The 22,434-nt window shown below is 43.4% G+C and carries 16 protein-coding genes and 1 pseudogene; 9 read left to right on the top strand and 8 right to left on the bottom strand.

Features of this window, described 5'->3' with window-relative positions; genetic code table 11:
- Window positions 1-644: 644 nt before the first annotated feature.
- On the bottom strand, window positions 645-2,027 hold the full coding sequence (gene dnaA / locus V7K53_RS26785; protein ID WP_335200537.1) for a chromosomal replication initiator protein DnaA: 1,383 nt from the start codon (window positions 2,025-2,027) through the stop codon (window positions 645-647).
- A 165-nt stretch (window positions 2,028-2,192) separates the two neighbouring features.
- Here dnaA and V7K53_RS26780 point away from each other — a divergent pair, with 165 nt between their 5' ends.
- The gene (locus V7K53_RS26780; protein ID WP_335200536.1) at window positions 2,193-3,434 is read left to right on the top strand and encodes an HhoA/HhoB/HtrA family serine endopeptidase; all 1,242 of its coding nucleotides are present in this window, start codon (window positions 2,193-2,195) and stop codon (window positions 3,432-3,434) included.
- 89 nt (window positions 3,435-3,523) lie between these two features.
- The gene (gene def, locus V7K53_RS26775; protein ID WP_179068956.1) at window positions 3,524-4,054 is read left to right on the top strand and encodes a peptide deformylase; all 531 of its coding nucleotides are present in this window, start codon (window positions 3,524-3,526) and stop codon (window positions 4,052-4,054) included.
- Window positions 4,055-4,121: 67 nt separating this feature from the next.
- Here def and V7K53_RS26770 read toward each other — a convergent pair whose 3' ends face one another.
- On the bottom strand, window positions 4,122-5,813 hold the full coding sequence (locus V7K53_RS26770; RefSeq protein WP_335200535.1) for an NAD-binding protein: 1,692 nt from the start codon (window positions 5,811-5,813) through the stop codon (window positions 4,122-4,124).
- Window positions 5,814-6,020: 207 nt separating this feature from the next.
- On the opposite strand from V7K53_RS26770, the gene V7K53_RS26765 reads away from it, so the two are divergent.
- A complete protein-coding gene (locus tag V7K53_RS26765; protein ID WP_335200534.1) occupies window positions 6,021-7,121 on the top strand; it encodes a D-alanine--D-alanine ligase family protein in 1,101 nt (366 codons plus the stop codon).
- A 200-nt stretch (window positions 7,122-7,321) separates the two neighbouring features.
- Window positions 7,322-7,972, top strand: coding sequence for a hypothetical protein (locus V7K53_RS26760; RefSeq protein ID WP_335200533.1), 651 nt, complete (start codon window positions 7,322-7,324; stop codon window positions 7,970-7,972).
- Between the two features lie 738 nt (window positions 7,973-8,710).
- Here V7K53_RS26760 and V7K53_RS26755 read toward each other — a convergent pair.
- Window positions 8,711-8,875, bottom strand: coding sequence for a hypothetical protein (locus V7K53_RS26755; RefSeq protein ID WP_335200532.1), 165 nt, complete (start codon window positions 8,873-8,875; stop codon window positions 8,711-8,713).
- Between the two features lie 206 nt (window positions 8,876-9,081).
- Here V7K53_RS26755 and V7K53_RS26750 point away from each other — a divergent pair.
- Together V7K53_RS26750 and V7K53_RS26745 are read left to right on the top strand one after the other, a co-directional pair.
- Window positions 9,082-9,456, top strand: a pseudogene (locus tag V7K53_RS26750) (toll/interleukin-1 receptor domain-containing protein); the annotation flags it as partial.
- A 60-nt stretch (window positions 9,457-9,516) separates the two neighbouring features.
- Window positions 9,517-12,390 (top strand): DUF4365 domain-containing protein, encoded by a 2,874-nt coding sequence (locus V7K53_RS26745; protein WP_335200569.1) that lies wholly within the window; start codon window positions 9,517-9,519, stop codon window positions 12,388-12,390.
- A gap of 223 nt (window positions 12,391-12,613) precedes the next feature.
- Here V7K53_RS26745 and V7K53_RS26740 read toward each other — a convergent pair whose 3' ends face one another.
- The 3 genes from V7K53_RS26740 to V7K53_RS26730 all read right to left on the bottom strand — a co-directional run bounded on the left by V7K53_RS26740 (window position 12,614) and on the right by V7K53_RS26730 (window position 15,071).
- A complete protein-coding gene (locus V7K53_RS26740) occupies window positions 12,614-13,546 on the bottom strand; it encodes an alpha/beta fold hydrolase (RefSeq protein ID WP_335200531.1) in 933 nt (310 codons plus the stop codon).
- Between the two features lie 19 nt (window positions 13,547-13,565).
- Window positions 13,566-14,072 (bottom strand): DUF4112 domain-containing protein, encoded by a 507-nt coding sequence (locus tag V7K53_RS26735; RefSeq protein ID WP_335200530.1) that lies wholly within the window; start codon window positions 14,070-14,072, stop codon window positions 13,566-13,568.
- 87 nt (window positions 14,073-14,159) lie between these two features.
- The gene (locus V7K53_RS26730; RefSeq protein ID WP_335200529.1) at window positions 14,160-15,071 is read right to left on the bottom strand and encodes a YihY/virulence factor BrkB family protein; all 912 of its coding nucleotides are present in this window, start codon (window positions 15,069-15,071) and stop codon (window positions 14,160-14,162) included.
- 122 nt (window positions 15,072-15,193) lie between these two features.
- Between V7K53_RS26730 and V7K53_RS26725 the strand changes: the two genes are divergently transcribed.
- Entirely contained in the window at window positions 15,194-15,655 is a 462-nt protein-coding gene (locus V7K53_RS26725) for a hypothetical protein (RefSeq protein WP_335200528.1), read from the top strand.
- A gap of 102 nt (window positions 15,656-15,757) precedes the next feature.
- On the opposite strand, the gene thrC is transcribed toward V7K53_RS26725, so the two are convergent.
- Window positions 15,758-16,849 (bottom strand): threonine synthase, encoded by a 1,092-nt coding sequence (thrC, locus tag V7K53_RS26720; RefSeq protein WP_335200527.1) that lies wholly within the window; start codon window positions 16,847-16,849, stop codon window positions 15,758-15,760.
- A gap of 934 nt (window positions 16,850-17,783) precedes the next feature.
- On the opposite strand from thrC, the gene V7K53_RS26715 reads away from it, so the two are divergent.
- The gene (locus V7K53_RS26715) at window positions 17,784-17,978 is read left to right on the top strand and encodes a hypothetical protein (protein ID WP_194041136.1); all 195 of its coding nucleotides are present in this window, start codon (window positions 17,784-17,786) and stop codon (window positions 17,976-17,978) included.
- A 124-nt stretch (window positions 17,979-18,102) separates the two neighbouring features.
- Here V7K53_RS26715 and V7K53_RS26710 read toward each other — a convergent pair whose 3' ends face one another.
- A complete protein-coding gene (locus tag V7K53_RS26710) occupies window positions 18,103-20,460 on the bottom strand; it encodes a hypothetical protein (RefSeq protein WP_335200526.1) in 2,358 nt (785 codons plus the stop codon).
- A 255-nt stretch (window positions 20,461-20,715) separates the two neighbouring features.
- Between V7K53_RS26710 and V7K53_RS26705 the strand changes: the two genes are divergently transcribed.
- Window positions 20,716-22,383, top strand: a complete 1,668-nt coding sequence (locus V7K53_RS26705; protein WP_335200568.1) for an iron uptake porin — start codon at window positions 20,716-20,718, stop codon at window positions 22,381-22,383.
- Window positions 22,384-22,434 lie beyond the last annotated feature (51 nt).

Below are 22,434 nucleotides of genomic sequence, written 5' to 3'. Positions count from 1 at the left end.
TTCTTGGCATTTGTCGGGGTAAAGGGGAAGGTGGGGCCCCCTCTGGGGATAAGGGGCGGGGGAAAAGGATAAAGAAACTCAAAATCCTTTCCCTTTAACCTTTACCCTTTTCCCTAAGAGTGCAAAAACATATTTTTGCAAGAGGTCTATTGGTGTCAACTGAACGCTAAACCCACTTAGTGACAACGTTTTGCCCTCACCCCCAGCCCCTCTCCCATCCGTGAGAGGCAGGGTGGTTTCATACAACGAGAGAAAAATAATAATGATTTATGGAGGATGGAGAAAAATGGATAGATAAAGGGTATGAATCTCATCGAACAATTGCAGGAATTCCCAGATTCTCGGCACTCACTACAAACTCAGCAAACTTAACGGATTACTAGAAAACTCCACAATTTCTATTGCAATCATAGTTAGGCAAGTTTACCTTGTGGAAAACTTGTGGAAAAACCTAGCTAATTTTCCACAAGGTAATTATACTCAATTAAATTTTCACTGTAGAATATCAAGTTTTCCCCAGTTTTTTGCACAATCTCAGTTAAATTTAATCAATTTTTAGACGTTACTTAATATTCTTGACTAATTCTTCAGCCATCAAAGCTCATAATTCAGACTGCTGCTTGTGGAAAACTTAAAATATATTTTCAGGATGGTTTTTGAGAACGGCTAGTCATATTGATGCGATCGCTCAGTTGGCGGATTGTTTGTGCTAAAGTGCGATCGCTCTCCTGGAGTTGATTAATTTTATCGCAACTATAGATTACCGTTGTATGGTCTTTACCACCAAACTCCTCGCCTATTCTCGGCAAACTTAAGGCTGTGTGTTGGCGCATCAGATACATTCCTAATTGACGCGCCCAGCTAATCTCTCTTCGTCGCGAGTTACCTTTGAGGTCATCTATTGAAACATCAAAATTATCCGCCACCACCTTTAAAATTGCTTCTGGGGTAGCTGCCATTTTTTCATTAGGCGGTTCTAAAACTGGCGTGATATTTTCCACCGTCATCGGTAAACCCCAAATAGAAATATAAGCCACCGCCCGAATTAAAGCTCCCTCTAATTCTCGAATATTAGAAGTATAGTTAGAAGCAATATACTCAATCACGTCGCGGGGAAGACTAATATTTTCATCCTCAGCCTTTTTCTGCAAAATTGCCATTCTCGTTTCTAAATCCGGCTTTTGGATATCGGCAATTAACCCCATAGAAAACCGAGAACAAAGACGTTCTTGCAAGCTAGGAATTTGGTTAGGCGGACGGTCGGAAGCAATGACAACTTGTTTACCAGCTTCATGTAGAGTATTAAAAGTATAGAAAAATTCCTCTTGGGTATATTCCTTCCCTTCAAGAAACTGAATATCATCAACTAATAAAACATCAGCCGCCCGGTAATGCTCTCGAAAACTTTGCATACTATCCTTACGGATGGCTGTAATTAAATCATTAGTAAACTGCTCAGTAGAAACATAAAATATTTTACAATTAGGAGAAATTGCATAGCGATAATGACCAATAGCTTGCATCAGATGAGTTTTACCCAAGCCGACACCACCGCATAAAAACAAAGGATTAAACTCTTTACCTGGAGATTCTGCAACTGCCAAAGAAGCAGCATGAGCCATGCGATTGTTAGCACCAACTACAAATCGCGAAAAGACATATTTAGAGTTTAAATCAGTAGTTTTATGATTGCGATCGGGAACAGGTTCAGAAATACTGCTGGAATTTGGTGATTCCCAAGCAACCTCTCGTTCACTAAAATGAGAAACTTCATCACCTTGAGCAACCGTAATGTAAATTCCCACGGGATGACCGAGAATATCTTGGACTACATGAGCAATAGTATTGATGTAATACTTCTGTAACCAATTACGAGCAAATGGGTTAGGAGTGCGGATAACCAAACAATTATTTTCTAATCGCTCTGCACTAGCAGTTTTGATCCAAGTTTCAAAGGTAGGTCGGGATAGTTCAAGCTTTAGGCGCTCTAGTACCTGACTCCACAGACTTTCTATGGGAATTTCCATTATCCACCACCTTTGCTGCTAATCGTCACAATAGAAGAGAAAGCACTAATTTAGCATTGAGACACGCTAGACCTAAAATAAGCTTTTAAGTTGTAATCATTTTGGGACATACCCAGTAGGCAAGATCCTAACATCCACGGACTGACAAGGGAGAAGCAACGACACATGAAGATAACAAACCATCACTCAGCGCCCAAAAAGATTGAAACCAGGGGCTTACCCCATAGGTTATGGATGCTCTCATACGGGTTAGCAGTGGTGTTCCTGGGGAGCTGCTCTCTTCTACCTGCTAAGACTGTTGATAATCAGCAAAGCGATACTCAAGCCCAAAACACAACACAACCTAATCCGGTAATTGTCCCCCCGCAGATTTTCTCTTCGTCTGGAGATCCTAATTTTGTAGTGAAAGTAGTGCAACAGGTGGGGCCTGCGGTAGTTCGCATTGATTCTTCCCGAACAATCACTTCTCGCGTACCAGACGAATTTAACGATCCATTTTTCCGGCGGTTTTTTGGAGAGGGAAGCCCACAGCCTAGACAAAGGGTAGAGCGCGGTAGCGGCTCTGGATTTATTATTAACTCTTCTGGTCAAATTGTTACCAACGCCCATGTGGTAGATGGTGCTGATAGAGTGACTGTTATACTCAAAGATGGCCGGACTTTTGATGGGAAAGTTTTGGGTGAAGACCCAGTAACGGATGTGGCAACGATCAAAATTAATGCGAATAATCTGCCAACTCTAGCTGTAGGTAACTCCGATGCCTTGCAACCAGGAGAGGCTGTAATTGCCATTGGTAATCCCTTAGGCTTGAATAATACTGTCACATCTGGAATTATTAGTGCTACAGGGCGTTCTAGTAGCGATATCGGTGCTAGTGACAAGCGGGTTGATTACATCCAAACGGATGCTGCAATTAACCCTGGTAATTCTGGTGGCCCATTGCTCAATGCTCGCGGTCAAGTGATTGCAATGAATACAGCGATTATCCGAGGCGCTCAAGGTTTGGGATTTGCTATACCCATTAACACCGTGCAAAGAATTGCCCAAGAATTAATCGCTAAAGGTAAAGTGGATCATCCTTATTTGGGTGTGCAGATGGTGACATTGACACCAGAAAATAAAGAAAGAATCAAAAATGTCGCAGGCGATCGCTTAAATCTTACAGCAGATGAAGGCGTTTTGCTGGTTGAGATTGTGCCGCGATCGCCTGCATCTGAAGCTGGACTACGAGTCGGTGATGTGATTAAAAGCATTAACAGCCAGCCGGTTACTAAAATTGAAGAAGTACAAAAGTTAGTAGAAAAGAGCAAAATCGGTACTAAATTACCCATAGAAGTGGAACGCAATGGGCAAATTGTCCAAGTAGGAGTTCAACCTGCTCCTTTGCCAGTCAGACGTGAAGGATAATACTTGTCATTTGTCATTCGTCATTCGTCATTTGTAAATAGTTCTTCTTCCCCTACTCGCTACTCCCCATTATTTAAAGGAGTTTTATCATGACTGAATTAGCGCCAATAATTCAATTAGGCAATCCAACATTGCGCCAAAAAGCTGCTTGGGTTGAAAATATTCAAGATGAGCAGATCCAAAAATTAATTGAAGATTTAATCGCCACTGTTGCTAAGGCTAACGGTGTAGGAATTGCTGCGCCTCAAGTAGCACAATCCTATCGTTTATTTATTGTGGCTTCCCGTCCTAATGCCAGGTATCCCAACGCCCCGGAAATGGAGCCTACTGCGATGATTAATCCCAAAATCATTGCTCATTCAACTGAAGTTGTCAAAGATTGGGAAGGCTGTTTAAGTGTTCCTGGAATTAGGGGGTTAGTTCCTCGCTATAAATCTATTGAAGTCGAATACACTGACTCTCAAGGCAACTTACAAAAACAAGAATTAACCGATTTTATCGCTCGGATTTTTCAACACGAATATGACCATCTCGACGGTATCGTATTTGTCGATCGCCTAGAGAACACTCTCGATATGATTACTGAGCAAGAATATCAACAACGAGTAGTTAACAAATAAATGGGAGTGGGGAGCAGAGGGGCAGGGGAGCAGGGGAGCAGTATATTAATTACGAATTACGAATTATTTAAGCGTGTGATTCGCAAACTTGCTCGCCTCGCCATAACTGATACAGCCGCGTTGCTGGCATCGTCATATATAAAACATCGCCAGCACTGAGGTTAGTTTCTAGTAAATCCCAACCATGAAGGGTTTGGTGATTTGTTTCTACGTACAAAGGTACACAATCAGCAGACATCGCTACATCTTTCACCCACTGACCGCAAAAGACGTGTGAAGCTGTAATCACAGTCGCAAAAGCCACCCAAAGACTGTCAGCTGTGATGCCATTGCCCAGAATACGTCCCCCTAGTGCAGCAGCGGCAAAAGCTGGGGCTGCTAGTTCCGCCGGACTAAGTACGGCCTCAAAGCCAAATAGCTGTTGCGCTATGCCAGCAAAATCAGGATCGGCATAATGAACAATCACTGGAATACTGGGTGCCAAACCTTTGGCTTTGAGGGCAATTTCCAAATTGGTAGCATCATTGCTAGTAACAGTCATCACTGCGGCGGCAGATTCTATATTGCTAGCTTTGAGTATTGTACGGAAGCTGGCATCGCCCTGAATCACAGGGATACCGAGTTCGCGGGCGGTGTTGATATATTTATTGTTGGAGTCGGGTTCAACAACTACAACTTCATGTCCGCTGGCGTGGAGTTGCTGGACAATTCTCACCCCAATACCGCTCAAGCCACAGACAATGTAGTGCGATCGCTGGGGAATTCGGGCTGCATCCCAAAATTGCTTAAAGCGGCTTCCTAAGACAAAATCGGTGAGCATGGCATACCAAATACCAATCACCACTGCTCCAATCAGCATCATCACAACAGTAAATAACTTAATACTGTTAGGAGCATTTTCTACTACTTTGTCATTACCACCCGCTCCCGTAATCATGCCTACAGAAAAATATAAAGCATCCACAGGAGACAAACTCAACTCAGCCGACATATAGGTGAATGTAGCGATCGCAATAACCGTCAATAGTGCAATAGCACCCACCACTACCGATCGCCCGTGTTCCTGAAACTGCCTAAAATTAGTCATAACTTTCAGCAGTTTTCTAATCAACGATCTCCGAGGAGAACGGATGCGGGGTTGTGTGCCAATAATTAAGCGATCGCCTACTTGGATTTCTTGACCAGCTATGACAGCTGATACCAAATCCATCTCACCTTTGACTGGCAAGTAATAAATTAGCATCCGCGATCGGTCTGACCACAATTCACTGAGCTTTCGACCCTTCCAGAAGTGGTTTTGATCGATGTATTCTTCGTGAATTGGCCAAGTTTGCTGAAATAATTTGATTTGTCCGATCGCTCGGTTTCCCAGCGCTGCAAAGGTGAATACGGGTGCTGCTAATCCCACAACACTCATACTCAAGTGGTCTGGCAAACTTTGATCTAGGCGCTCCCCTAAGTTTGTATTATAAAAACGGTTGATAATCCGAATCTGGGGATTCAGCACCCGCGCTTGCATCATAATAGATAAATTCAGAGCATCTTTAGATCCAGCGATGACTAAAGTGTGCGCCTGTTGAATGCCTGCTGCTGTCAGAGTAGAAGCTGCTTGTAAATCTCCAACAATCACATCTCCTGTTGTTTCGCCAGGGATAGATTGGTGATGAATACCAACAACGAAGGCTCCCTGATGTCTCAGCAGACGAAAGGTTTTATATCCGGTACGTCCTAAGCCACAAACAATAATTCTGGGTTTCATGAAACGGCAGCATCTTTTACAGGTAGGGCTGCATTTCTAGTTAGTTATCAATATTGTTGCCCATTTTCCTGGAATATTACTGTAGCTGACAACACGATTGTTTTAATTGGAGGGAGGGGCCTTCCTCGATAAAATAATATAGAAAAATATGGCAATTTTTGTAGGTTGTGATACGCTATCTGCTTGAGAAGTGTGGAGGAGCCGAAAATGACTAAGCTGCGGGTGGGATTACTGTTTGGCGGTCGTTCGGGAGAACATGAAGTTTCGATCAAATCAGCAGGGGCGATCGCTAACGCCTTGAGTGCAGGGGAAAATGCTAGTAAGTACGAAATATTGCCTTTTTACATCCAAAAAGATGGCCGCTGGCTGGCAGGAGAAGCACCCCAAAAGGTTTTAGCAACCGGCAGTCCGCTGCTGGAATCGGAAGCATCAACTTCTGAAGGAAATCTGACATCCAACCCTCAAGCCCAAACTCTGAGCAAGTGGCAATCTCCCTCTCAAGTTGCCCAAGTAGATGTTTGGTTTCCCATTCTCCACGGCCCCAACGGTGAAGATGGAACGATTCAAGGGTTACTGACTTTGATGCAAGTCCCCTTTGTCGGTTCTGGGGTGTTAGGTTCGGCAATGGGGATGGATAAAATTGCCATGAAAATTGCCTTTGAGCAAGCGGGATTACCACAGGTAAAATACAAGGCGGTAACTAGAGCGCAGGTTTGGTCTAATCCTTGCGTATTTCCGAAACTGTGTGATGACATTGAGGCAGCATTAGGTTATCCTGCTTTTGTCAAGCCTGCTAATTTGGGTTCATCGGTGGGTATTGCCAAAGTGCGATCGCGCCAAGAATTAGAAGCTGCTTTAGATAGTGCTGCCAGTTACGATCGCCGACTAGTTGTAGAAGCTGGAGTAGTCGCTAGAGAAGTCGAGTGTGCCGTTTTAGGTAACGAGCAACCCCAAGCCTCTGTCATTGGAGAGATTACTTATGACAGCGATTTTTATGATTATGAAACTAAATATACTGAAGGTCGGGCAGATTTACTGATCCCCGCACAGCTTCCAGAGGCGATCGCTCGTCAAATTCAGGACATGGCTTTGCAAGCTTTTGCTGCTGTTGACGCTGCTGGGTTAGCAAGGGTAGATTTTTTCTATGTGGAAGCAACACAAGAAGTATTTATTAACGAAATCAATACCTTACCAGGCTTTACTGCGACAAGTATGTATCCCCAACTCTGGGCCCATAGTGGAGTCTCCTTTCCAGAATTAGTCGATCGGTTAATTCAACTTGCTCTTGAAAGGCATTCTCCTAGCTAACAGAATAAATCAGCAAACTGATTTCCGATTATTACGGTAAAAAGTCACAATAAATACAGAACTTTGGCAAAAATTAGCCAGATTTGGTAGCTTATGTTTTACAAAAAAGCTACTAAAATCTGAACTTTGTTACGGATACCTGATGCTTGACTCCTCCAGTACAATTTATTGACTAGAGGGGTACAAATCTGAAAGTAATCATGGAAAAAAGTCAGAGTGTACAGCGCGAGCGAACCCAATTAAAAAGGGCTACTCCAGAGCTGACAAACAGGAAATCGAGACTAAGAAACAGCTCGAATGTTCTGATATATCTGGTTGCACATCATCCTTGGCTATTGTTAACCGGGTGTTTAGCCATGTTTCTGGGAGGTGGTGCCTTTGCCTTATATAGCTTAGGTAATGCTGGCCCCGTGCCACAAGAAGAACCAGAAAAAATCCCAGTTATAGTTGAAGAACCAATCAGTCCGCCCTCTGAGAATAGCAATCCTACACCTTTATGGATGATTGCTGCGATCGTTCTCAGCTGTGGTGGTGGTTCTTTGCTGATTTTCCGAATGCTTAACCGCACCAAGCAACCGCAAAAAGTTCAAAAACAGGTTAATCGCCATCAGGTACGCTTGGCACAGAAGCATCACCAAAAATTGGAACCAAATCTTCCCAAGAGTCAGCCAATTTTTGTGCCACAGCCACAACTAATGCCCCTTATGCAGATGCAACCTAAAACAAAGCATCTGGTAACTGTTCTTCCAGCAGAACACAAGCACCACCTGGATACGCGCACAGAACCTTTAGCAGACTTAATGGATCTTCGTAAAAATAGTTCATTGTCTGCCATTTTACGCCAGTATTAATATTACGGTAAAGTAAAACCCCGTTAAATTAACACTTTTTGCCAATTAGCTTGGTTTAGATTCCCGACTTTTTTAAGAAGTCGGGAATCTTGTTATGTACGAATAATTTATTCGCTATATAGCGGTTAAACCGCTTTTAAAAAGTTAGATATGAGCAAATTAGGAAATTTAAAAACTTGCCAAAATGGCAACCAGCTTTTGATGATTCAAGTTAAATTGTATGAAGATAAACGACTTCAAGGGTTTGATTATCAGGGGCTACTACCTAAGCCAATTCCTTTTGTAAAACACTATTTACTAAGTGGGTTACAAAAACAAAAAGCTATCTATAACAATTATTTACAGAGTATTTATCTCAGTAAATAAATTCAATAATTAGGTTTGGCATTTGCTGCAACAGGAATATTAAATGCGTGCAGGCGTTGTTGTTAAACTACGCATTAGCCCCCAAGTAACGGGTAACGTCTGTATACATTCCTGTTCGCTTCAGCAGCAAATGGTAGAGTGGGAGTTTGAAAGCTGACTGATATGCTTCCTCCCACTCTCTTTTTATCGAAACAGAATTCAGGAGTCGGGAGCCAGAATTCAGGATTCAGAAGCTTAGTGGTGCAGAAAAGTTTTTGGAGTCTCAAGTTGAGAAGACTGTAACACGAGAGAACTCAATTTGTTGCTCTATCTGCGATCGTTTTTTTAGTGAAGCAGTGGCAGGTGGAAGACTCTTTCGAGGTAAGGTAGCTACTAGCGGAATTGGAGGCGTTGATAACATAAACGCCTCCAATTCCGCTGTAATCCTAATTGTAAAAAACTTAATCCCCGCAGACTATGCCAGTCGAGCATTTTGCGCCGGACTTCACGCACGACAACCAGAGCAACGGCAATGGCAATCAGGGTGGCAGCAGCCACTCGTGCTATTGTTAATTGAGCAAGTTTTTCTTGGAAATTTGCTATTGCTATAGGGTCTTGTTTATGAACTTTAAGCAGGAGCCGTATCTTTGGGTTTGTAAAAATCGTGCTTCAGCACTGGAAGAGTTGAAATGCTGAACCAGCTTTGTCATTGGTAAAAGAACAAACATCATGATGATAGTTCTATCAAGCTGCCCAATTGAGCCATGAGTAATCAGTTTGCATTTGATGTTTTCCTGAGCTATAGCACAAAAGACAAGGCTGTTGTTCATAACCTGGCAGAGAGGCTAAAGAACGATGCTGTCCGGGTATGGCTTGATGCCTGGGTGATTGAACCGGGAGACTCAATATCGCTCAAGATTCAGCAGGGAGTAAAGCAGTCACGCACACTACTGATGTGAATGTCGCCTAACTACTTTGAATCTGAGTGGGGCAAGCTAGAACACCTATCACTTTTATTTCGCGATCCTACCAATACCCAACGTCGCTTCATTCCCATTTTGATTGCTGATTGTGAACCGCCCAACATTATTGCCCAGTTTCTCTACATCGACTGGCGCAATACATCGGATGAGGCTTACGACAAGCTTTTAGCTACATGCCGAGGGCGAGAAGTTGAGCCATCAGAATCTGCTCTGTCAATGGACTCTATTATCCAGAAGCCAATAGTTCTTAAACAAGATAGTAATATTCTATACATAGCTATTACTCCCGATGGAAAGAGCGTTGTATCGGCGTCTGAGGATCATACCCTCAAGGTTTGGGATTTAGCTACTGGACAATGCAGAGCCACGTTTGCAGGCCATACGGGTGATGTGTACGCAGTTGCTATTACTCCCGATGGCAAGACCGTTGTATCGGGGTCTGAGGATAATACCCTCAAGGTTTGGAATTTAGCTACTGGGCAATGCCGAGCCACGTTTGCAGGCCACACGATTGCTGTGTACGCAGTTGCTATTACTCCTGATGGCAAGACCGTTGTATCAGGGTCTGGGGATAATACCCTTAAGGTTTGGGATTTAGCTACTGGACAATGCCGAGCCACGTTTGCAGGCCATATGGGTGATGTGTACACAGTTGCTATTACTCCCGATGGCAAGAGCGTTGTATCAGGGTCTGAGGATCATACCCTTAAGGTTTGGGATTTAGCTACTGGACAATGCCAAGCCACGTTTGCAGGCCACACGGATACAGTGTACCCAATTGCTATTACTCTTAATGGCAAGATCGTTGTATCGGGGTCTCAGGATAATACCCTCAAGGTTTGGGATTTAGCTACTGGACAATGCCGAGCCACGTTTGAAGGCCACACGGATGGTGTGGAGGCAGTTGCTATTACTCCCGATGGCAAGACCGTTGTATCGGGGTCTGGGGATCATACCCTCAAGGTTTGGGATTTAGCTACTGGACAATGCCGAGCCACGTTTACAGACCACATAGCATTCGTGTGGACAGTTGCTATTACTGCCGATGGCAAGACCGTCATATCAAGTTCGAAAGGAACGCTGAGGATTTGGCAACTACCTGAGCCTGATAGTTCGAGCGAAGCCACTCTCGCAACGCGCTACACCAATGCCAAAGTTATTTTGGCGGGGGATACCGGCGTTGGCAAATCTGGGCTAGCTCTGCGCCTCAGCCGTAACACCTTTGAACCGACAATCTCCACTGATGCTCACTGGGCTTCTCAGTTCAAGCTATCCCAAGACACCAACACCCCAAATACCGCCCGCGAGATTTGGCTCTGGGACTTTGCCGGACAGCCCGACTATCGCCTTATCCATCAGCTATTTATGGATGAAACCCAGCTAGCGGTAATGGTGTTTAATCCCCAGCAAGACAATCCCTTTGAAGGGCTAGGGCAGTGGGACAGCGACTTAGAAAAAGCGTCTCGTCGCCCTTTCAAAAAGCTGCTGGTTGCGGGTCGCTGTGACCGAGGCGGCTTGATGGTCAGCAAAAAGGGCATTGAGGAATTTCAAAAAGAGCGAGGCTTTGCGGCTTATCTGGAAACCAGTGCTCAAACGGGTGCTGGTTGCGACGGCCTGCTCCAGGCCATTATCGAAAACATCGATTGGGATTCTATCCCCTGGACAGCGACTACCCAGACGTTCAAAACCCTCAAAGAGGAAATCATCAAGCTGAGGGACGAAGATAAGGTTCTGCTCCGTATGGCGGAACTCAAACAGCAGCTTGAATTCCGTCTGCCGCATGAATCCTTCACGATTCAAGAACTACGGGCCGTTGTCGGTCTGCTGGCTGGGCCAGGATTAGTTTGGAAGCTTGAGTTTGGCGATTTTGTGCTGCTTCAGCCCGAACGCATCAGCGCTTATGCCTCAGCCTTGGTGCGTAAGGTTCGCGAACATCCCGAAGAAATCGGCTGCATTTTAGAGCGAGACATCCTCGATGCCAATTTGGATTTTCAAGGCATGAAGCGGCTACCCCCTGACGACGAAGCCATTGTACTGCGGGCAATGCATCAAACCTTGGTGAATTATGGCATCTGCTTAAGAGAAGAAACCGAACAGGGAAGGCAACTCGTATTGCCGTCATTCTTCAAACGCGAACGTCCTGACCTGGAAGATCATCCCGCCCCGATCGTGAGCTATCGGTTTAAGGGGGCGATCGAAGAGATTTATGCAACCCTGGTGGTGCGCCTGCATCATACGTCAGCCTTTGACAATGACCGTCTCTGGAAATTTGCCGCCGACTTCAAAACTCCCACAGGTCAGCAAATTGGCTTTAAGTTGACAAAGAAGCGGGAAGGCTCGGCAGAGTTAATGGTCTACTGTAACCCTCAAATTCACATCGATACTAAAGTCACATTTATTCGATACGTCCATGAGCACCTATTCCAAAAAGGTACGGACGTGCATCGCGATCGCCACTATGTTTGCCCCCACTGTGCCACCCCTGTCGAAAATCTCAAAACGGTTCAGAAACGCTTAGAAGCAGGCAAAGAAGACATTCTCTGCGTCGATTGTGAGCAGCGAGTTCCCCTGTGGGATTTAATTGAGGAAAAATTTGCCTCACCGGAGTTTCAAGAGCGAGTCCGTAAATTAGAAGCTCAATCCCAAGCCGGGATTGATAACGAAAGCAAAGAACTGATTTTGGTGGGACATGCTTATGCGATTGCTGGGGAAGCAGGACAAATCTTTCGCCAAATCTCAAACTCTGACTGGGGCATTGATGGTGAGATCGAGTTCAAAAACGACCAAGGAGAAGCTAGCGGCAAGCGAGTTTATTTGCAGCTTAAGTCTGGAGACTCATATCTATCTAAGCGCAAAAGAGACGGTAAAGAGATTTTCAATATTAAACCACGCCACGCTGAATACTGGCATCCCGACAGCCAAAATTATCCGGTGATGCTTGTTATCCGTACTTCAGACCAACAAATCCGTTGGATGAATGTATCTGACTATCTAGCAAAGCACGGTAAACGAAAAAAGCAAATTGAATTTGACGGTGAACCATTTACGGCTTTGAATCTGGTGAATCAACGTAATCGTTTGTTGGCTTAGGCTGTTGTTTTAACTTAAGTATTCGTATCTGCACCACTAAGATTCAGGGGTCAAAATGAATTTTTTGCAACTGGTATATAGCGCAACAGTAGGACTCCTACACAAAAGCAAGCTACGCGCACCGTCTGTCTGCGACACGTTGCGCGAACGTAGAGAACGTCTGAATCACCGGATTTAATAGCCCTACTAAAAGATTACTGAATTCAGAATTCAGAATTCTTCTTTAGAAATTAGTATCTTGTAAAAACTCAAGAATCGTTTTATTCAACACTTCAGAAGCCCCAGTTGAGGCATCATGACAACAGTTAGATAAAATCTGTAATTTGGAATTGGGGATATTTTGATGTAATTTTTTACCATGACTAGCAGGAAACCAACTATCTTGCTCACCCCACAAAACTAGTGTGGGACACTTAATTGCACTCAGGTTATTTTGAATTTTGGTGAGCATATTGGGTTTATTTGCTTGCCAATTCTCAATTTCTCGCGCGGCTATTTGTAACTCTTCGGCAACTTTTGCGATCGTACCAGGCAATTCAGTAAATGGGTAAGTTATCCAATAGATATCTTCCTGCGTCAAAATTGAGGGATCGAATAATACCCCACGTCTTTCTATTGCCATAACTTCTCTAAATATAGGTGCAAACAAATATGCCAGACGTAAGGAGTCAATTGTTTGCATTACTTCTAGGGGCGTTTTGGCAAGCAACCACATAGACCAATGGGGTAGCTGTTCTGCAAAAACAGGTACGTTTACTACTATAAGCCGTCCGATTAACTGCGGATTTTCTTGAGCAAGAGCAAGGGCAACTAATCCCCCCAGAGATTCTGCCACAATCACTGCGGGTTCGTCACATAATGCCTGAATAATTCTTTGAAACTCAATAACTTGATGACCGTTGTGTTCTTTACGAGACAATGGTTTTTCGGAAAAACCAAAACCTTTGGCATCAAAACAAATTACTCGGTAATGTTTAGATAATGCTGCTACACTGTGGCGCCAATTGTAGCTCCAACTCCCCATTCCATGTAACAAAATTAGCGGTTTACCTCTACCTTTTTCGCCATAAGCAATTTGTATAGGATACCCTTTAGCATCAGTAATAACTAGACTTTGCCGCCCTTTAGGAAAAGTAGCTTGCCACCAATCTTTCATTCTTTTATCAATAAACAATTTAACCGCCTGTAAAGGCGCTCCACAGGATTCTAATTAGAATCACGGGCAATGCTACTAAGACAATGGAGATTAGCAATAATCCAACCAAAACGGCAAAGATAAACCATCTGTCTGCACTCTTTTGCTCGCTAGGAAACTTTAAGTATTCTTCCAAGAGCTTGATATTATTAGTATTAGCTCTCCAGGCAAAATCAAAAAAGTCTCCCAAAACTGGCACAGCGCCTACCAAGCCATCAATGATTACGTTCAAAACCATTTTACCTAGAGTAGCTCTAGATACGCCTAGCCGTGCTGCTTCTAGAATGATGTAGCTAGAAAACATTATTCCCAAAAAATCACCACCAATCGGTATGAGTCCTAAAATTGGATCTAAACCAAAACCAATCTTTGTACCAGGAATGGTAATAACATTATCCAGCAGCCGACTTAACTGACGCAGGCGCTTCAATGTGGGTGCTTTGGCATCAGGTTCAATCATCGGAAATCGAGGAGGAGAATCAGGCATGGAGGCGATCGCTAACTTTGTATTGAATCGTTAGATATTTTACTCCCCTACTGAGCTTTTGCAATCATTTTCTCAGGGATTTACGAATTAATATTTGACTTGCGATTGTGGCTGGGCTTTTAACTGGGCTTTTGAGCGCATATCTTCGCCGACAGTTACGTTCAACTGATCGCCGATTAACAGAACAGCAGCGCTCATTGATAGCCAGAGCATTAAAACTATCACGGCTCCTACAGCACCATATACTTTATTATAATTGCCAAAATTCGCCACATACAGCCGAAATAGGGCAGACAACATTGCCCAAAAAACAGCTGCTAAAATTGCTCCAGGCATCATTGGCGTGCCTGAGTTCCACTTGCTTGGCCCATAGCGATAGACAAAGCCAAAGGCGACAGCAACAATGCTTAAAGCTAAAGGCCAGCGTAACAGCTGCCAAAGATGTAACAAAAAGATTAAAGAAGTATTTTCACGTACTACCATTCCCAATAGCCAATCGCTAGTAAACACTAAGAAAGAAGCCAATACTAAAAGCAACATAGTACCAACCGTTAATCCTAGAGAGACGAGCTTGGCTTTCCAAAAAGGGCGGATGTTTTCTGGAGGAATTTGATGGATTTGATCGAGAGCTGTCATAGCTGTATTTACCGCCCCAGAAGCAGTCCAAATTGCTAATACAAAGCTTAGAGAAAACAAACCGCTGTTTTTGGAGTTGGTAATTTCTGTGGTGGCAAAATCACGAATCAAATCCAAGGCTTGTTCCGGTAAGACTTGACTTAGTTGCACTGCCAGTTGTTTAAAGGTGTTTTGTAAAGATTTTGCCAATAAACCAATAGCTGTGATGATAGCAAGAATTGCTGGAAACAGCGATAGCATTGCATTGTAGGCGATTTCCGAGGCGAGTCCAAAAAGTCGCCTTTCGATTGTCCTGGAAAAAGTTTTTTTAATCGTGCGCCAATTGAGATGGACAAAGAAGCGAAAAAAACGAGGCTTTGGCATAATTTAGAGTTAAAACTGGTTGGGTTTATTAACTACTGTGCTAAATTTTGCGTAGCGATCGCATCTATCTTTCTACCGCAAGAATACCGAGTGGAAAGTTCCTAACTAATGACTATTAATCTATGAATCAAGATTTAACACAACAGTGGTTGACAGAAATCCAGGTAATCAAAGAGCAGATGGCACAGCTGCAACACGAGCGCGATACGGCTTGGGAAAGTGCCCAAAAATGGCGTCAGCTTTATAACACAGAAGCAGAACAACGCCGCACAGATGCCCAACTTTCTCAACAGACGATCGCCTCCCTCAAGGCAGAACTGCATAAACTCCAAGGTTTTGAAGTAGACATACTCGCTGCTGGGACACCAGTAGCGATTCAACAAGAAATAGAACAGCTAAAATCTGTGGAAGACTTGCAAGCTAAACTTATCGCCGCGATTAAAGAACGCGATCGCCTCTTGCAAGCTTTGAAAACTGAGCAGGACAATCACGCCCAAACTCGCAATAACCTGACTACTGCCTTGGGTGATGCTATTGATAGCTTGGCACACGAACGAGCAGGGGTAGGGAGGAAGGGGGAGTAGGGGAGCAGGGGAGCAGAGGAGCAGGGGAGCATAAGGGAGAAATAACCAATGCCCAATGCCCAATGCCCGATGCCCAATGCCCGATGCCCAATGCCCAATACCTTAAAATCCCATTGCCTTGGCTACTGCGCCCAGTTCCGCCGCGATACCTTGTTGAAATTGACTGTGATTGTGTTTAATCGCTGTATCTGGGTCTTTTAGACCATTGCCTGTGAGAACACAAACGACTGTCGCCCCTGTGGGAACTTGGTCTTTCACCTGCAACAACCCAGCGACAGAAGCGGCGCTAGCAGGTTCGCAGAAGATACCTTCTGATGCTGCCAAAAGTCGATAAGCATCGAGAATTTCTGCATCGGTGACGGCGTGGAAATTTCCCTGACTGGCGGTTTGGGCTGCGATCGCTAATTCCCAACTTGCAGGGTTGCCAATGCGAATTGCTGTCGCTAGAGTTTCGGGATGCGCCACTGGCTTACCGTGTACCAAGGGGGCTGCTCCTGCGGCTTGGAATCCCATCATCTTGGGTAAGCGATCGCACTTTCTGGCTTGATGATATTGACAAAAGCCCATCCAATATGCCGTGATGTTGCCGGCATTGCCCACGGGAATACACAACCAGTCTGGTGCATCACCCAATGCATCGACAATTTCAAAGGCTCCTGTTTTTTGTCCTTCTAGCCTGTAGGGATTGACCGAATTCACCAAAGTGATCGGATAGCTTTCGGCCATCTCGCGGACAATTTCTAGAGCTTGGTCAAAATTACCTTTAATTGCCAATACTTCTGCGCCGTACAACAACGCTTGAGCTAACTTACCCAGCGCCACATAACCGTCGGGAATCAATACAAAGGCATTCATGCCTCCCCGTCTGGCATAAGCGGCGGCGGCGGCTGAGGTGTTGCCCGTGCTGGCACAAATTACTGCTTTTGCCCCTGCTTCCTTGGCCTTGGAAATTGCCATAGTCATCCCCCGGTCTTTGAAGCTGCCGGTGGGATTCAGACCATCATATTTTACAAAAACCCGTACTTGTCTGCCAATGCGTTCTGCGATCGCTGGCGCTGGTATTAGAGGTGTGTTGCCCTCCAACAGAGTCACAATCGGTGTTTTTTCGCTGACAGGCAAGTATTCGCGATAGGCTTCTATCAGTCCGGGCCAGGGTTGGCGATGAGATGTAGCAACAGACAGGCTCAAAGTCACGGGATTTAAAATTTCTTAATGTAAGGATTGGATATTTTAGAAAGGGTGGGATCGGGAAGCGCAAAATGGGAAAGAGGAAGAAAGTAGATTTTTCGTTACCAGTTGCCTGTTCAGAGTTCCCTAATCCCAAAGAATCTTGTTAAGAATATTATTTTTTGTGGTGCAGGCGTTTCACTTGCTATTTTTATTTAGAACGTTAATTTATCATAAACCGCCACGGCGACCTTCGGTTCAACAAATTACCTTAAAGGAGACTGACAAGGTGAAAAATCATCTGTAAATCTATAGGACTCTTATTTGATTTTTGAACAAGACTGAGTACGTATTTATCCTATTCCTTATTCTGTGTTCACTGTCTATAGAAGTAAATTCAGAAATCAAACCTTATTCCCATATTAGACTTACGTCATAACTCTCTAAAACTCTTATTTCTCCGTGGTTTAAGTCGCGCTTAGTGGATTATTTTAGTCAATCGCATCTATGTATTTTCCCACCCTATGTGTTTCAACGAAGATAGGAAAATACTTAAGAGGCTGTCTCTTTTTGATATTAGCCTTTCACCTCCCTTTCCTACGAGAGACTGCACCAAGTGCAAGTGCTTCGCCCTACGTTTTTTCATCATTTAGCGTAATTCTTGATATAGTCTACATAAATTTCTTGCGTAAATTCCTCGAAAACAGCGATAATTGTTTGTACAACCATAATTGACAGAGTATAAATTAATTATTCCTAAGTACCTTCCAGTGGAAAGATGCTTTACATACTTGGGTCAGTGTTTTTTTGGAACACAGCCATACTAATCACCGTCTTTTATGATTGAACCCAAAATCCATTAGAGTAATTGATTGAAAATATACAATAATTTAATAAAGCTTAAAAGAGCATTATTATAATATTTCTAATGGTGTGAGTTAAATAGTGGATTGAATTAGCGATGCCTACTTATTTATCTAGTGTTTCCGATCGCGAGTCCCAGACTGCCTGGGTCAGTAAGTTAACCAAGTCTTATTATCAAGACGATCAGCAAGCTAAATTGATGCATTTACAAGCAGAGGTAGACTCTTTGTTGCAGCAGTTGGAAAACCTGAAGCACCAACGTCTAGCCGAAACCAACCAAAAAGAAGAATAAGTCAGTCTTTTAGATAGCGATGTCTACGACGGTTGGTTCCTGAGCGCAGCCGAAGGGCTACGCCTACGCTTTTCCCCTCTTTAATTTAAATTTGAGTCAAGGGGAAATTTGAGTCAGGGGTGCGTTATTCAAAGCGCTGATTTTTCTCTGACCAGCGCCTCAAACTGTAGTTATGAGCATTTTCTACTAGTAAAGCTAAGGATTGCACCCCAGAAAGCTTGGCGATCGCAGAGAGTCTTTGTAAGTAATTTCCTGTAAAATCAGTGTAAATGACTTTATTTACATCAGACAAAATTATAGTCCGGTCGCGGCGCTGTTCTGTGTTTTCTCCCTGAATTTCGGGTGTCGCCTGATTCAAGGATGCTATTGCTTCTGGTGAGATAGTCAGGATTATTTCTGATTGAGCGTTATTTGTTAAATCAATCACTTGAACGGGCCAATCACCCAATTTTTCCTGCATCTGTTCAAAGCTAGGAATAGCACCAGCCGGAACTTCATCGGATTTTTGTAAAGATTGCCACAGACTCGATAGTATTACTTTCACCCCTTGGGGATTTTGTTGATGCAGTTCTCGTAGAGTAATAGGAGATGGTTGCACCCATTCCAGTGCTGCATTTGTCAAAGCTAAAGGTTTGGGTTGGAGAACATCGTTTTGATTATCTGGAATTTTTGGGCCAGCAGCTAATAGGCGCAAAATTTTACCCCGTACTTGCACTGCTTTGATAGCAGCTATAGTGATTTTTTGTTCTCCGTTAGGCAACCAGATTACAATCTGGATTTCCGGGTCAGAAGTGATTCCCAAAGTTTTCCAGAAAAATTTGGCGGCGTCAGTTTTCGGAGGGTTGAAATTTTCAAAAGGAAAATTGAGCCAACGTTTCCCGTCATTAAATGCACTCACCTCCACCTGATACCAAACTTGGTTATCCATCAGTTTCAAATCTGCTTGGGAATTTGGTTGCAGCCATTCGGTATTGGTAACTTGAGTAATTGGTTGCACCGTACCAACAATCTGACTAGGGTGAGTAGAGGATATTTGCGATGTCCCCTTACCATTGAGTCTTGCCAACAAATCTTGAATATAGGTAAGATTCTCTTTGGTAACTTTTGGTTGCGCCTTTAACCAAGAATTAGCATGTCCTTTTCCCCGCTGCACTGCTAAAATCAGCGCGAACCAAGCTTGTACCTCTCGTCTATTTGGGTTCACCTGCAACGCTGCTGCTATGCGATTCCATAACCGTTTTTCATCAGCTTTGAGTAGAGTAGCAATTTCTTGGGCATTATGTGGCGACGCTTCAAACACCTGTAAAGCTTTCTCCCAGCGACCATCAATCAAATCTGCCAGCACTTCTTGACTAGGACTTGCCCAAATTTTCTGGGCTTGGGTTTTAGTAAGTTGAGAATGCAAGCGAATCAAATCCATTTGTGCTTGCGCCGCTTCTGGTAAAACTCCTTTGCGCTGTTTCTTGATAAATTTCAACCATTCAAAGGCTGGTGTCCACAATCCACTACGAGCAATTGACAGGGCACTTTGGTATCCAGAATCATTGAAGGTCGATGATTTGAGACTAATTGCCTCCAATTGAATTGGTTTGAGGAATAACTTCAAAGGTTTGACTTGGTAAACCTGTAAGTGCGGTTCTAAACCCACTGTTTGATCGACAACTAACTCTTTTGTAGCATCACCAGTTACCTGCTGCCATTTGGGCAATTGTCCATTAGGACTAGTCCAAGACAACATTTGTAGTAAATTCGTGCGTTCTGGATTGTAGTATACGACGTAACCGTAGCGGATAGAACTAGTTCCTTGTTGGCGTTTACCGCGCAAATCAAACCAAACCCCTGATGATGGTGTCTTACCTTCAAAACGTTGCACTTCAGTTAAAGGTAGGGGAATACTGATATCCTGGGGTTCTGATGTTCCATCAAGCAGAGAAGAAATCACAAAGGATTCATCTGGGCCAGTTACAGGTAATTGAGTCGTTAGATAGTAGTAATTTTCTGACTGAGATTTAAACTCTAACTCTTTTGAGCGCTCGTAAACCCTGAGTTCCACCAGTTCTTCACAATCAGATTGACAATTAGCACGTTGTTGAAAAACTGGTAGTAAAAATGAGGTTTTCACATCCTGATATAAAGGCAGAGTTTCCCCAAATATTTGGTTTTTTTTACTCAAATCGAGTTGAATTTGTTTGAGAGTTTGGGGGCGTTCGTGTTTACCAAGGGGAATTTGTGCCCATGCAGGTAAAATTTTATTTAGCCAGCTTACTTCGTCTGGATTGAAGATGAAGAGAACACTAATCCAGGCAAAAGCCATAATTAGACTAGCACTACTTAAGATAATTGCGATCGCTAATATTGACGACAACCAACTTCCTAGTTTTAGCTTTTTCTGGGGTTTTTTAGCGACGCGTTTCATCGCACCAGCACGAGGTTGATTTAGTTTAGAGGCTTTTGGCTTCAGCTTGCGTGAACGATTTGCCATAGATTCGGGATTAGAGAATTGAGGATTAGGGATTGAGAAACTCTTTCCTAGTCCCCAGTCTCCATTCCCCAATACCCTGTTATACTCGCCCTTTCAAAAGTTGCCCAGAAGCATTAAGTCTAATTTGGGACAAAATCCGTAAATGTCCCCATGTGAACTTTAGATGATCGCGAATACACTCTTCACTTAAGTATGTGAGCAGAGTGTAAAAAATTGAAAGGTAGACTTATTAGCCGCAGTCATCGCAAAACCTGGATGCTCGCATGGTTACTAATTGCGGGAATAAATGGAGTTGCACAAAAAGCATTAGCACAAGAGTACATCAATCCAGAAACTACTCAGGAGATAGGAGTTAAGGGTGATAATATTATTCCCTCATCTTCCTCCCTCTCCCCAGAAGAACCGATGTCCCAAGTTACATCGGTATCTCAACTCAAGGATGTACAACCCAACGATTGGGCATTCCAAGCCTTGCAGTCTTTGGTAGAACGTTATGGTTGTATAGCCGGCTATCCAGATAGCAACTATCGCGGTAATCGCGCCTTAACTCGGTATGAATTTGCTGCGGGTGTAAACGCTTGTTTAGATAGAGTTAACGAATTAATCGCTACAGCCACCAGCGATTTAGTCACTCGCGAAGATTTAGCAATATTACAAAAATTACAGTCAGAATTTGCTCCTGAATTAGCAACTTTGCGGGGTCGTGTCGATAATTTAGAAGCCAAAACTGCTGAAATTGAAGCCAACCAATTCTCAACAACAACTAAACTCAGTGGACTACTGATAGTTGGCATTCAAGGACGAACTAACAATCGTGGTGATGTTAATCCTAGAGATGGACAAAAAGATACAGATGATGCCGGGACAAATGTTAATGTTATATCTCTGGCACAGCTGTATTTGACTAGTCAAATCACTCCTAGTAGTTACTTGTTTACAGGTCTTTTAGATGGTAACGGAAAAACTACACCTAGATTTACCAATAGTGTTTCCCGAAATGATGTTTTACTTGGCTACGAATTTCCTACAGATAGCTTGATTGTCAGTGACCTAAATTTTCATTGGCTGGTGACAAATAAATTAGCAGTAATGGTAGGAACAGAAGGCGTAAGTATGCCAGCTGCTTTCCGAGGCCCCAATCGGGTAGAAAGTGCTGCAACAGGGCCATTATCTTATTTTGCCCAAAGAAACCCAATTTTAAATATGGGATATGGTCACGGCGGTATAGCTATTGATTGGCAATTTGCTAAACGTGCTAGTTTGCAGGCTATTTATACTAGTTATAACCCAGGAAATCCTGGTAAAGGTAGCGGTTTATTTGATGGAACCACTACTACAGGTGTGCAACTACTGCTAACACCAACCGATACTCTAGATTTAAGTTTGTATTATGTTAACAATTACGCTTCCGATGGTTGTTTGCTAACCTTTGTTGGTGATGAATGCTTAACTACAGTTAATACTACCACTGGCAAATCAGCACCCCTACAAACTAACGCGATAGGTGCGACTCTCACTTGGCAAATTTCTCCCCGCATTAGCGCAGGTGCGTGGGGTGGTTATACTAAATCTTATATTCCTGGGCAATCGGGAAGTGTAGAAACGACAAATTATATGGTGTTTCTAAATTTTCCTGATTTATTTGCTAAAGGAAATTTAGGAGGAATTTATGTCGGTCAACCTCCTAAAATCACTAGTAGCGACTTACCTGTAGGGAATAATGTCCCTGATTTTATCAATACAGGTTTAGGACGTGCAGGTGGACAACCAGGTACGACCACTCAAATTGAAGCATTTTATCGTTTTCAGTTAACAAATAATATCAGCATTACACCAGGAATAATTCATCTTATCCAGCCTGGTAATACCCCAGATAGTGACTCAGTTACTATCGGCATTCTGCGTAGTACTTTTAGTTTTTAATTCTGCTTGCAAATAAATTATATAACTTAAGATAATGACATCTAACTGGGC

The sequence above is a fragment of the Nostoc sp. genome (assembly GCF_036917355.1).
In the GTDB taxonomy this organism is placed as follows: domain Bacteria; phylum Cyanobacteriota; class Cyanobacteriia; order Cyanobacteriales; family Nostocaceae; genus Nostoc.
Note: the sequence above shows the minus strand (reverse complement) of the source record. Positions and strands in the feature narration are given on the sequence as shown.